We start from the raw sequence: 12,708 nt of genomic DNA, 5'->3' as shown, positions 1-12,708 counted from the left end.
ATGCCGGGGATTGAACGGTTTGTCACCTTCCGGCGGCCTTCACGCCGCGTGCCTGCACGTCGAGCACCTTGGCCCGCGCCGCGTCGAAGCGCGCGCCCTCGGCCGCCAGCCAGTCCTCCACCATGGCGATATGCGGCGTCTGCCCATGCGCGCAGACGAAGAAATAAGACGCCTGCGAGCGCGCATGGATGCCGAACAGGTCGACCAGGCGGCCGGCCTCGATATCTTCCAGCACCAGCGCCGAGCGCCCCATCGCGATGCCTTGCCCGGCCAGCGCCGCGCCCACGGCCAGCTGCGACAGGTTGAAGCGCTGCCCCGCGTCCAGTTCGCCCACGTCCGCCTCCACCCCCGCCGCCTGCAGCCAGTGGCGCCATTCCTCGAACGCTTGCGCGCCGTCCCACGGGCTCACGTCGTGCAGCAGCCAGGCGCCCTTCAGGTCCTTGGGCGTGCGCAAACCGGGATGTGCGGCCAGGAAGGCGGGGCTCGCCACCGGCAGCAGCCATTCGTCCAGGAACAGCCGGGCCTTGAGGTCGTCATAGCCGCCCAGGTCGAAGCGCACGGCCGCGTCGATGCCATCACGCACCATCCGGGTGCGGTCCAGCGCGTGGAATTCGCCGTAGACGCGCAGCCCCACCTCGGGGTGATCACGGAAAAAATCGCCCAGCCGCGGGGTCAGCCAGCGCATGGCAAACGATGGTGCGCAGCTCAGCGCAATGGGGCCGGCTTCGCGCGGCTTGCGTAGCTGGGTGAGCGTGCTTTCGATGGCCTGAAAGGATTCGCATAGCACAAAGCGCAACCGCTCGCCTTCGGGCGTCAGCACCAGTGCGCGCGGTGTGCGCAGGAACAAGGGCCGGTCCAGCCACTGCTCCAGCTGCTTCACCTGCTGGCTGACCGCGCCCTGTGTCACGCACAGTTCCGTGGCCGCGTGGGTGAAGTTGCAATGGCGCGCCGACGCCTCGAAGCATCGCAGCCAGCTCAGCAAGGAGGACGATAACAAGGTACTCATAAGTGGCCGCGGATACCCATATCCACCCCCAGATTGCCATTAGTCATACTAATGCCTCGCTAAATATAAATGGATTGCCAGCTGTGCCGTGCGGGCCAACAATGCAGTCACCCTGGAACCCGCAGCAGCCTATCCCTTTCCGATGAACCAGCCTTCTGCCATGAACGCATCACCCGCCGCCAACCCGGAAAATGCAGCAGCATTGCGCGCCAGCCTGGCGGCAGCCACGCCGTTGCTCTGGTGCAATCCGGCGCGCGCCGGCACGCCCCCACCCGCCCAGGCCGCTGGCGAGCGCAGCATTAGTCTAGCTGATGTCGAGTCCGCACAGGCGCGCATTGCCCGCTTTGCCCCGCTGCTGCCGGCGCTGTTTCCCGAGCTGGCCGAGACGAATGGCGTCATCGAGTCGCCCCTGGTGGCCGTGCCGTCCATGCAGGCAGCCCTTGGGCTGGCGCAGAGCCAGGGCCAGCTCTGGGTCAAGGCCGACCACAGCCTGCCGGTCGCGGGCTCCATCAAGGCGCGCGGCGGCATCCACGAGATGCTGGAATTTGCCGAGAGCCTGGCGCTGCGCCACGGCCTGCTCGGCCCCGGCCGCAACGGGCCGGCGCATTACCTGGCACTGAGGGAGCCCGCGGCCCGCGCCTTGTTCGCGCGCTACCAGGTGGCGGTGGGCTCCACCGGCAACCTTGGCCTGAGCATTGGCGTGATGGCTTCGGCGCTGGGTTTTCGCGCGGCCGTGCATATGTCGTCGGATGCCAAGGCATGGAAGAAGGCGCGGCTGCGCAACCGTGGCGTGGAGGTGGTGGAGCACGCCGGCGACTACGAGGAAGCCGTTGCCGCCGGCCGCCGCCAGGCGCAGCGCGACGAGTTCACCTACTTTGTGGACGACGAGCGCTCGCTGTCGCTGCTGCTGGGCTATAGCGCCGCGGCGCTGCACCTGCGCCAGCAACTCGCCGCGCATGGGATCCGCGTCGATGCCGCGCACCCGCTCTTCGTCTACCTGCCTTGCGGCGTGGGCGGCGCGCCGGCCGGTATCACCTTCGGCATGCGGCAACTGTTCGGGCCGCACGTGCACTGCGTGTTTGCCGAGCCGACCCAGTCGCCCTGCTTCCTGGTGCAGATGATGGCAGGCGTTGGCAATCCGTCCGTCTATGACTATGGCCTGAGCAACCGCACGGAGGCCGATGGGCTAGCCGTGCCGCGCGCCTCAGAGCTGGCCGCTGCCGTCATGCGCCCGCTGCTGTCCGGCGTGTTCACGGTGGCGGACGATACCTTGTTCGAACACCTGGCCCTGGCATGGCGCACGGAACGACTGCGCATCGAGCCCTCGGCTGCTGCCGGCTTCAGCGGGCCGCGCATGCTGTGCGAAAGCGCGGCGGGGCGCGATTACCTGGCCCGTCACCAGCTCGAAGCCGCCATGCCGCAAGCCACGCACCTGGTGTGGACCACCGGCGGGCTGTTCGTGCCACAGGCGGAGTACCAAGGCTTTCTGGACAAGGCGGCGGCGCTCGCAATCTGATCCGCTCACCGCTATCAGCCATCCCCCTCATCGTCGAACGCAGGAGAGTCAGCATGAAACCCGTCCACACCTTCAAGCTTGCATGTCTGGCCGCCTGTTGCCTAGCAGTGCCTGCCGGCAGTGCGCTGGCCCAGGCCTACCCCACGCACCCGATCCAGATGGTGATCCCCTTCCCGCCCGGCGGCGCCACCGATGTCATCGGCCGGCTGCTGGCGAAGAAGCTCGGCGACCACCTGGGCCAGACCGTGGTGATCGACAACCGGCCGGGCGCCGGCACCATCGTGGGCGCCGGCATGGTGGCCAAGGCCGCGCCGGATGGCTATACGCTGCTGGTCAGCTCGGGCACCACGTTCACGGTCAATCCGGCGATCCATCCCAAGCTGCCCTATGACCCGCTCAAAAGCTTCGAGCCGATCGGGCTGACCGGGCGCACCGGCCTGATCCTGCTGGCCAACCGCGATGTGCCCATCAACAACCTCAAGCAGCTCGCCGCGGCGGTGAAGGCTACGCCCGGCAAGTTCTCCTACGGCTCGTTCGGCACGGGCACCACCGCGCAGTTCGCCGGCGAGATGCTGCTGAACGATCTCGGCATCAAGATGCTGCACGTGCCCTACCGTGGCAGCTCGCCGGCCATGACCGACCTGATCGGCGGCCAGATCCCGTTCTCGGTGGATACCGTCTCGGCGGCCGTGCCGCAGATCCGCGCCGGCAAGGTCAAGGCCATCGCGGTCACCACCGCCAAGCGTTCGTCCCTGCTGCCCGACGTGCCCACCGTGGCGGAAAGCGGGTACCCGGGTACGGATATGGATACCTGGCTGGCCGTGGTAGCACCGCGCGGCCTGCCGCCCGAGGTGAAGGCCAAGCTGGAAAAGGCGCTGGCCGAGACCATGGCCGATCCGGACACGCGCAAGAAGCTGCTGGACAATGGCTTCGAACCGTCCTACGGCACGGGCGCGGAGGTGACCGCGCTGATCACCAAGGAGCTGCCGCGCATGCGCGCCATTGCGCAGCGCGCCAATATCACGGCGGACTGAACGCAGGCAAACGGCCCGAGGCGGGCCTGGTTTGACAGCGCCCGCCTCCAGCCCACATCATCGCAAGCACAGCCGCCCCCGAGGCGGCGCCATGCCATCCAGAACGATCCGAGACAACCCGAGACAGTCCGACACATGACGCTCCCTGATTCCACTTCAGCCACCCTGCGGCTCGGCGCCTGTGCCGTCGTCGGCCAACCCGCCGCCGCCATCGACACGCCGGCGCTGATGCTCGACCTCGACGCCTTCGAGCGCAACCTGGCGCAGATGCAGCAAGCCGCCGACAAGGCGGGCATGCAACTGCGCCCGCATGCCAAGGCGCACAAGTGCCCGGAGATTGCACTGGCGCAGATCGCGCGCGGCGCGGTCGGCATCTGCTGCCAGAAGGTCAGCGAGGCGCTGCCGTTCGTGCAGGCCGGGGTCAAGGACATCCATATCAGCAACGAGATTGCCGGTGCGGCCAAGGCCGCGCTGCTGGCCCGCCTGGCGCTGCATGCACGGATGAGCGTTTGCGTGGATGATGCGCGACAGGTCGACGCGCTGGCAGCGGCCGCCGGGCAAGCCCGCAGCCGCATTGGCGTGTTCGTGGAAATCGACGTGGGCCAGGGACGCTGCGGCGTGGCCGACGCGGCTGCCGCGCTGCGCCTCGTTCAAGCCATCGGCGCGCACCAGCAACTCGAGTTCCGCGGCTTGCAGGCGTATCACGGCGGCATCCAGCATGTGCGCGACTACGCTGCGCGCCGGCAGTCAGCGGCCGATGCCGCGGCGCGTACCGCCGCCATCGTCGCCGAACTGGCCGAGGCTGGCGTGGCTTGTGCCACGGTGACCGGCGGCGGCAGCGGCAGCGTGGAGTTCGACCTGCGCAGCGCCGTCTATACGGAAATCCAGCCCGGCTCCTATGTCTTCATGGACGCCGACTACGGCCGCAACGAATACAGCGGCGCGCTGCGCTTCGAGCACAGTTTGTTTATCGCCACCACCGTGATGAGCGTGGCGGCGGCAACGCAGCCTTCGCCTCGCGTCGTGCTGGATGCGGGCCTGAAATCGATGGCGGTGGACTCCGGCCTGCCGCTGGTGTGGGGCGCCCACGGCCAGGACCGCGCGCTGGCCTATGTGGCGGCCAACGACGAGCACGGCATTGTCGAGCCGCTCCCCGGAACCGGCGCGGCCGGCCTGCCGGACCTCGGCAGCCAGGTGCTGCTGGTGCCGGGCCATTGCGACCCCACCCTCAACCTGTACGACGAGATCGTGGGGGTGCGCGGGCAGGCCGTGGCCTGCCTGTGGCCGGTGTCGGCGCGCGGGCTGAGCCGCTAGCCGCGCGATGTAGCCAATCCGACTGCAATGGCGCCTCGCCTGCCATGCCGGCGCGCCGCTTTCACCACAATGCCAGAGAATTTCACCATGACCCAGACCGATAACCTGCTAGCCCAATCCGCCGTGGCGCTGCGCCGCATGATCGGCAGCAAGGAGATCTCGCCCGTCGAATTGCTGGAGGCGTGCATCGCCCGCATCGAGGCGGTCAACCCCTTCATCAACGCCATCACCGCCACCTGCTATGACCGCGCCCGCGAAGAAGCCCGCGCGGCCGAGCGCGCCGTGCTCGACGGCGCGCCGCTGGGCCTGCTGCACGGCCTGCCGCTGGGCGTGAAGGACCTGGAAGCCACGGCAGGCCTGCTCACCACCTACGGCTCGCCGCTGTACCGCGACAACGTGCCCAGCGCCGACAACGTGCTGGTAGCCCGCCTGCGCGCGGCCGGCGCCATCGTCACCGGCAAGACCAACATCCCCGAGATGGGCGCGGGCGCCAATTCTCGCAACGCGGTGTGGGGCGCCACCGGCAACCCCTTCAACCCCAACCTGAACGCAGGGGGATCCTCGGGCGGCTCCGCTGCCGCGCTGGCGACCGACATGCTGCCGGTCTGCACCGGCTCGGACACCGGCGGCTCGTTGCGCATCCCCGCCGCCAAATGCGGCGTGGTGGGCTTCCGCCCGTCGCCCGGCGTCGTGCCCAGCTCGCGCAAGCTGCTGGGCTGGACGCCAATCTCCGTGGTCGGCCCGATGGGCCGCACCGTGGCCGATGCCTGCCTGCAGCTGGCGGCCTCGGCCGGCGTGTCGGCTAGCGACCCGCTCACCTATGCGCTCGACCCGATGTCGTTCCTGCTGCCGGCCAATGTCGACCTGGGCTCGCTGCGGGTGGGCTGGACCGAGGATTTCGGCGTGTGCGCGGTCGACAACCAGATCCGGCAGGTCTTTCGCGACAAGATCGCCGCCATGCGGCACCTGTTCCGCCGTTGCGACGAAATCCAGTTCGACCTGGGCGAGGCACACCGCTGCTTCGACGTGCTGCGCGCCGAGAGCTTTGTCGCCGGCATGCACGAGGCCTACCAGCGCGATCCGCAGAGCCTGGGCCCGAACACGCGCGCCAACTACGAGATGGGCGCGGCCATGTCGCTGAGCGACAGCGCCTGGGCGCAGGCCGAGCAGACCCGCATCCTGGGCCGCTTCCAGGCCGCCTTTGAAGACTATGACGTGATCCTGTCGCCCACCACGCCGGTCTCGCCGTTCCCCTGGACCAGCCTCTACGCCGAGACCATCAACGGCGAAAAGCAGGAGAACTACTACCGCTGGCTGGCCCCCACCTATGTGGTCACGCTGACCACCCACCCCGCCATCAGCCTGCCCTGCGGCCTGGACCATGCCGGCATGCCGTTCGGCCTGCAGGTGGTGGGACGCTTCCGCGCCGATCACCACACGCTGGGCGTGGCGCATGCCATGGAGCAAGCCTTTGCGGGGTCGGAGGCGCTGCGCCGGCCGCTGCCGCGCCTGGATCAGTTGCGCGCGGCCCAGCCTGGGCTGAAGTCCATCGTCACCGCACCGCCGGCGCTGGGTGGCAAGGCGCCGGGGCGGGCGTCATCGGTGTCTGCGGTCTAGCCACCAACGTCCGGCCGCCGACAAAAACTGATACGGTCTTTTTGTCGGCGGTTGCTTCTGTTATCTTCCGCCTCCTGCCGGTAGCATGGTGTCCATGGCATGCGCCCGGCGCGAAACGCACACAATGCGAATCGCCCGACCGGGCCGCCGTGCCCAATCTTCCGGCAATGCTCATGGACATCCCCGCTTCAACCCTGCCCGCCCGATCAGGTTCTGCCACGGCTGGCGTACACCGCCACCTGCCGGCACCGCCACTTCCCCAAAAAAAAGAGCCGCCCAATACGCTCGCACAGTGGTCTAATCTGATGACCTGCGCCACAGCGACGCGCATCCCGGAGGTCACGACATGTTTGGTTTGAGCGCGCTCGACCTGGCACGGATCCAGTTCGGCTTCACGATTTCCTTCCATATCATTTTCCCGGCCATCACCATCGGCATGGCGAGCTACCTGGCCGTGCTGGAAGGTTGCTGGTTGCGCACGCAAAACACGGTATACCGCGACCTTTATCACTTCTGGTCCAAGATCTTTGCCGTCAACTTCGGCATGGGCGTGGTGTCGGGGCTGGTCATGGCGTACCAGTTCGGCACCAACTGGAGCTTCTTCTCGGACTTCGCCGGCAGCGTGACCGGCCCCTTGCTGGCCTACGAGGTGCTGACCGCGTTCTTCCTGGAGGCCGGCTTCCTGGGCGTGATGCTGTTCGGCTGGAGCCGGGTCGGCCCCGGCCTGCATTTCTTCGCCACGTTGATGGTGGCGCTCGGCACGCTGATCTCGGCCACGTGGATCCTGGCCTCCAATAGCTGGATGCAAACCCCGCAGGGCTTCGAGATCGTCGATGGCCGCGTGGTGCCGGTGGACTGGCTGGCTGTCATCCTCAACCCGTCGTTCCCGTACCGCCTCGTGCATATGAGCGTGGCGGCCTTCCTCGCCACCGCGCTGTTCGTGGGCGCCTCCGCCGCCTGGCACCTGCTGCGCCGGCGCGACAACCCGGCCATCCGCAAGATGCTGTCGATGGCGATGTGGATGCTGCTGATCGTGGCGCCGATCCAGGCCGTCATTGGCGACATGCATGGCATCAACACGCTCAAGCACCAGCCGGCCAAGATCGCCGCGCTTGAAGGCCACTGGGAAAATCGCGGCGACGAGGCGCTGCCGCTGATCGTGTTCGGCTGGCCCGACATGGCGCGCGAGGAAACCCGCTTCGCGGTGGAAATTCCGCGCCTGGGCAGCCTCATCCTCACCCATAGCCTCGATGGCCAGATCCAGGGCCTGAAGGAGTTCGCGCCGGAAGACCGCCCGAACTCCACCATCATCTTCTGGAGCTTTCGCGTGATGGTGGGGCTGGGCACGCTGATGATCCTGCTCGGCCTCTGGAGCCTGCTGCTGCGCCGGGGCGGCAAGCTGTTCCACTCACGCGCGTTCCTGCGCATGGCGCTATGGATGGGCCCGACCGGGCTGGTCGCGATCCTGGCCGGCTGGTTCACCACCGAGATCGGGCGCCAGCCGTGGGTGGTCTACGGCGTAATGCGCACCGCCGACGCGGTCTCGCCGCACGGCGTGCCTGAGCTGGCGTTCTCGCTTGCGCTCTTCGTGGTGGCTTATTTCTTCGTCTTCGGCGTGGGCATCGCCTACATGATGCGGCTGGTACGCAAGGGCCCGGTCGAGCACGAGGGCGATCCGGAACCCGACGGCGGCCACGCCGTGGAGGGCACGCCCGCGAGGCCATTGTCCGCCGTGGACGATCCCGGCGACGTACCGAATGCGGTCGCCTCCGCTAACCGCCTGGCCGACAGCAGGAGCTGATCATCATGGGCATCGACCTCTCTCTGATCTGGGCCGTCATCATCTTCTTTGGCGTGATGATGTATGTGGTGATGGACGGTTTCGACCTGGGCATCGGCATGCTGTATCCCTTCGTGCCGGACCGTCATGACCGCGACGTGATGATGAACACGGTGGCCCCCGTGTGGGACGGCAACGAGACCTGGCTGGTGCTGGGCGGCGCTGGCCTGCTGGCCGCGTTTCCGCTGGCCTACTCGGTGGTGCTCAGCGCGCTCTACCTGCCGCTGATCCTCATGCTGCTGGGGCTGATCTTTCGCGGCGTGGCGTTCGAGTTCCGCTTCAAGGCCAATGACCGCGAGCGCCACGTCTGGGACAAGGCGTTTATCTGCGGCTCGCTGGTGGCGGCGTTCTTCCAGGGCGTTTCGCTGGGCGCATACATCGACGGCATCAAGGTGACCGGGCGCACCTTTTCGGGCGGGCCGCTGGACTGGCTGCAGCCCTTCCCGCTGTTCTGCGGCGTTGGCGTGGTGGTGGCATACGCCGTGCTGGGCAGCACCTGGCTGATCGTGAAAACCGAGGGCAAGCTGCATGAGCGCATGCTGGAACTCACGGGCAAGCTGGCCTGGGTGCTGCTGGCGGTGATCCTGGCGATCAGCATCTGGACGCCGCTGTCGCAACCGCGCATCGCCGAGCGCTGGTTCAGCCTGCCCAACCTGTTCTGGTTCTCTCCAGTGCCGCTGCTGGTGGCGTTTGCCATGTACCGGCTGATCCGCTCCTTGCAGCAGCATGCGCACCTCGCGCCGTTCATGTACACGCTGGCGCTGGTGTTCCTGGGCTATAGCGGGCTGGCGATCAGTGTGTGGCCAAATATCGTGCCGCCGGATATCTCGATCTGGGCCGCGTCCTCGCCGCCGCAGAGCCAGGGCTTTGCGCTGGTGGGCGCGCTGTTCATCATTCCCTTCATCCTGATGTACACGGTGTGGGCGTATTACGTGTTCCGGGGCAAGGTGAAACGTGGTGAGGGGTATCACTGATGGCTGCGACAGAACACCGCCGGCGCCCCTCCGATGATCCGCCCAGGCCGTGGCTGAAGCGGGTCGGCTGGATGGTACTGATCTGGGTGGCCAGCGTGGCCGCGCTAGGTGTCGCGGCGCTGGCGCTGCGCTTGCTGATGCGGCTGGCCGGCATGCATAGCTGAGAGGCTGGCCGGGCGCGCGCGAGCTCGGGGTGATCTCATTTTTCTTTACTTTACATTTTGCTTGTCCCGCAAAGGGCAGCAGGGCGGGAAGGCCATTGACCCCCACCCCCACCCCCACCCCCTGCCCCTGCCCCTGCCTTACGCCGACAAACCACCATCCACGCCGATGCTCTGGCCGTGGATAAACCGCCCGGCGGGCGACGCCAGCAACACCGCCAGCCCCGCCACATCCTTCGCCTCGCCAATCCGCCGCATCGGAATCGCGGCGGCCAGGCGCGCCTCCTGTTCCGGGTTACCCCATAGCGCCTCGCGCGAGAATTCCGTGCGCACCGGCCCGGGGTTGATCGCATTCACGTTGATCCCCTTCGGCCCGAGTTCCAGCGCCAGGCTGCGCACCGCGCCATCGGTCGCGGCCTTGGTGATGCTGTACATGCCGAGCATGGCAGAGCCGCGCTTGGCGGCGATGCTCGACATGAAGATGACCGCGCCATCTCCACGCTCGATCATCTGCGGCGCCAGCGCATTGACCAGCACCAGGTTGCCCCGCACATTGCCCGCCATGGCCTGCTCGAACACCTCCGGGCCCTGGCTCAGCAACGAGCCAGCCGTGCCGCTGCCCGCCGCGTTCAGCACCAGCGCGTCCACGCGGCCGTAGGCGTCCAAAGCTTGCCTGGCAAACGCCTGGATGCTCTCCACGTTGCCGATATCGCAAGCGATGCCCTTGGCCTCGAAGCCCTCACCTTCCAGCGCGGCGGCAACCGCCTCGGAAGTGGCCTGGTCACGGCCGGAAACCACGAGAGCGGCGCCGGAGGCGCCCAGCGCACGGGCCATTTCCAGGCCCATGCCCTTGGTGGAGCCGGTGAGGACGGCAACGCGGCCGGTGAGATCGAACAAGTTCTGCATGACGGATTCTCCTGAAGAGAGCGGAAAGATGGGCAACGCCACCTGCATCGGTGATGCTTTAGCGCCGCCCGCTTAAATGATGCCCAACATCTATTGAATAAATTATGGCTGTCATCTAAAATCCGGTCAAGCAAAGTTTCAGCAAGAGAGTCCGATATGGCGCGCGCATCACGAGAGCAGGCAGACAAGCACAGGGAAGCCATCGAGCAGGCCTCCTCCAGGCTGTTCCGCGAACGCGGCCTGAACGGCGTGAGCGTGGCAGAGCTGATGGCCGGCGCCGGCCTCACGCACGGCGGCTTCTATGGGCACTTTTCGTCCAAGGACGCACTGGCCGCGCTGGCAAGCAAGCGCGCCTTCGAGGAATCCGCGTGGCGCTGGTCGCGCCGCATCGAGCGCGCCGAAGGCGACAAGCGGGTGATGCGCGCCAGCCTGGTGGAGCCCTACCTCACCGCCGAGCATTGCAGCAGCCCCGGCGACGGCTGCGCGGCGGCGGCACTCGCCGGCGACGTTGCCCGCGAGCCGGCGGACAAGCCAGTGCGCCAGGTCTACATCGACGGCTTCAAGGTCATGGTGGAGGACTGGATGAAGACGGTCGAGCACGCCGACCCGGCCGAGCGCCGCAAGCTGGCGCTGGGGCAACTGGCCACGCTGGTGGGCGCCATGACGCTGGCACGGGCCACCGAGGGCGATGCCCTTTCCGAAGACATCCTGGCCGCGGCGCGCGACATGCTGCTGGGCCCGAATTCGCAGTAACAAGAACGGCCGACGACGCCCCACGACAAACCAACGCCCCCCCGGAACTCCACCCATGTTCGCTCAAGCGCTTTCCAGCCGACTCGATCGGCGCGGCATCCACTACGCGTGGCTGATCGCCGCCATCACCTTCTGCGTGATGCTGACCACCTCGGCCGCGCTCGGCCTGCCCGGCGCCTTTCTCAAGCCGCTGACGCGCGAGATGGGCTGGGACACCGACCAGATCTCATCCATCCTCGCGTTTCGCTTTGCGCTGTTCGGCCTGATGGCCCCGTTCTCGGCGATCCTGATGGAGCGTTTCGGCGTGCGCAACGTGGTGTGGGCCGCGCTGGCGCTGATTGCCGGCGGCATGGCGCTGGCCACCGTGGCCACCGAGCTGTGGCAGTTGTTCATTGCCTGGGGCCTGATGCTCGGCGTCGGCTCCGGCCTGACCGCGCTGGTGCTCGCGGCCGTGGTCGCCAGCCGCTGGTTCAGCGCGCGCCGCGGGCTGGTGATCGGCATCCTGACCGCCAGCTCGGCGACCGGCCAGCTGGCGTTCCTGCCCGTGGCCGCCTGGCTGATCGAGCATATGGGCTGGCGCACCGCCGTGCTGCCGGTACTGCTCGCATGCGCATTGCTGGCCGTGCTGGTGTTCTGCTTCATGCGCAACCGCCCCGCCGACGTGGGCCTGGCTGCGTTTGGCGAGGTGCCCGTGCACGTTCACGCCGCACCGGCACCGCCCAGCGCACCCGCGCCGCTGACCCTGCGCGGCCCCTTCGTGGTGTTGCGCGACGCCGCCCGCAACCAGACCTTCTGGATCCTGGCCGGCACCTTCTTTATCTGCGGGCTGAGCACCAATGGCTTGATCCAGACGCACTTCATCTCGCTGTGCGCGGACTTCGGCATGGCCGCCGTGCCGGCCGCCGGCGCGCTGGCGATGATGGGCGCGTTCGACTTCGTCGGCACCATTCTCTCGGGCTGGCTCTCGGACCGCTATGACTGCCGCAAGCTGCTGTTCTGGTACTACGGCCTGCGCGGCCTGTCGCTGTTCTGGCTGCCGCACTCCACCTTCACGCTGTACGGCTTGTCCATCTTTGCCATGTTCTATGGCCTGGACTGGATCGCCACGGTGCCGCCCACGGTCAAGCTGGCGGGCTCGGTGTTCGGCAAGGAGCGCGCGCCAATGGTGTTCGGCTGGATCTTTGCCGCCCACCAGGTCGGTGCCGCCACCGCCGCGTTTGGCGCGGGCCTGACGCGCACCCTGCTACTGACCTACACCCCGGCGCTGTACGCCGCCGGCGCGGCGTGCGTGGCGGCTGCGCTGCTGGCGTTGATGGTCCGTCGCCCGAGCACTCAGGCCAGCGCCACGGCCCCGCAAGCGGCCAAGGCCTGACGTCCGCGGCGCTCGCCGCCGCTGCGTTGCCCCCGTCACCATGGCCAGGGCAACGCAGCACGCTTGATCCCCGCCTTACTCCTCGCTTCCTCCTGGTTTCCCCGCAGCTTCCTCGCCTTTCGTCGTCTTCCGCGGTCATTCCTGAAGCCGCGTAATCCTCGCATTCTTCGTCCGCCAGCCCGCCATTCCGGCAGGGCATATGCCTTTCGCGTGCC

11 protein-coding genes are annotated in these 12,708 nt (G+C 67.6%); 9 read left to right on the top strand and 2 right to left on the bottom strand.

The window, feature by feature from the left end; genetic code table 11:
- Window positions 1-22: 22 nt before the first annotated feature.
- Window positions 23-1,006 carry a LysR substrate-binding domain-containing protein gene (locus ACYP5B_RS24775; protein ID WP_459571422.1) on the bottom strand — a complete coding sequence of 328 codons (984 nt, stop codon included), beginning with the start codon at window positions 1,004-1,006 and terminating at the stop codon, window positions 23-25.
- A gap of 160 nt (window positions 1,007-1,166) precedes the next feature.
- Between ACYP5B_RS24775 and ACYP5B_RS24770 the strand changes: the two genes are divergently transcribed.
- The 7 genes from ACYP5B_RS24770 (at window position 1,167) to ACYP5B_RS24740 (ending at window position 9,465) form a co-directional block, all read left to right on the top strand.
- On the top strand, window positions 1,167-2,522 hold the full coding sequence (locus ACYP5B_RS24770; RefSeq protein ID WP_459571421.1) for a D-serine ammonia-lyase: 1,356 nt from the start codon (window positions 1,167-1,169) through the stop codon (window positions 2,520-2,522).
- Between the two features lie 53 nt (window positions 2,523-2,575).
- A complete protein-coding gene (locus tag ACYP5B_RS24765) occupies window positions 2,576-3,556 on the top strand; it encodes a Bug family tripartite tricarboxylate transporter substrate binding protein (protein WP_318232704.1) in 981 nt (326 codons plus the stop codon).
- A gap of 135 nt (window positions 3,557-3,691) precedes the next feature.
- Window positions 3,692-4,870, top strand: coding sequence for a DSD1 family PLP-dependent enzyme (locus tag ACYP5B_RS24760; protein ID WP_459571420.1), 1,179 nt, complete (start codon window positions 3,692-3,694; stop codon window positions 4,868-4,870).
- 87 nt (window positions 4,871-4,957) lie between these two features.
- Window positions 4,958-6,487, top strand: a complete 1,530-nt coding sequence (locus ACYP5B_RS24755; protein WP_459571419.1) for an amidase — start codon at window positions 4,958-4,960, stop codon at window positions 6,485-6,487.
- 346 nt (window positions 6,488-6,833) lie between these two features.
- Entirely contained in the window at window positions 6,834-8,288 is a 1,455-nt protein-coding gene (locus ACYP5B_RS24750) for a cytochrome ubiquinol oxidase subunit I (protein WP_400093523.1), read from the top strand.
- A 5-nt stretch (window positions 8,289-8,293) separates the two neighbouring features.
- Complete coding sequence (gene cydB, locus ACYP5B_RS24745; RefSeq protein ID WP_400093524.1) at window positions 8,294-9,301, top strand: cytochrome d ubiquinol oxidase subunit II; 1,008 nt, start codon at window positions 8,294-8,296, stop codon at window positions 9,299-9,301.
- A complete protein-coding gene (locus tag ACYP5B_RS24740) occupies window positions 9,301-9,465 on the top strand; it encodes a DUF2474 domain-containing protein (protein ID WP_318232709.1) in 165 nt (54 codons plus the stop codon). The genes cydB and ACYP5B_RS24740 overlap by 1 nt, the downstream gene beginning before the upstream one ends.
- Window positions 9,466-9,603: 138 nt before the next feature.
- On the opposite strand, the gene ACYP5B_RS24735 is transcribed toward ACYP5B_RS24740, so the two are convergent.
- On the bottom strand, window positions 9,604-10,368 hold the full coding sequence (locus ACYP5B_RS24735; RefSeq protein ID WP_400093525.1) for an SDR family NAD(P)-dependent oxidoreductase: 765 nt from the start codon (window positions 10,366-10,368) through the stop codon (window positions 9,604-9,606).
- Between the two features lie 156 nt (window positions 10,369-10,524).
- On the opposite strand from ACYP5B_RS24735, the gene ACYP5B_RS24730 reads away from it, so the two are divergent.
- A complete protein-coding gene (locus ACYP5B_RS24730; protein ID WP_459571417.1) occupies window positions 10,525-11,121 on the top strand; it encodes a TetR/AcrR family transcriptional regulator in 597 nt (198 codons plus the stop codon).
- A 55-nt stretch (window positions 11,122-11,176) separates the two neighbouring features.
- On the top strand, window positions 11,177-12,493 hold the full coding sequence (locus ACYP5B_RS24725; RefSeq protein ID WP_318232712.1) for an MFS transporter: 1,317 nt from the start codon (window positions 11,177-11,179) through the stop codon (window positions 12,491-12,493).
- Window positions 12,494-12,708: the final 215 nt, after the last annotated feature.

The organism is Cupriavidus sp. 8B, assembly GCF_054589115.1.
This window is presented reverse-complemented; position numbering and strand designations above follow the sequence as displayed.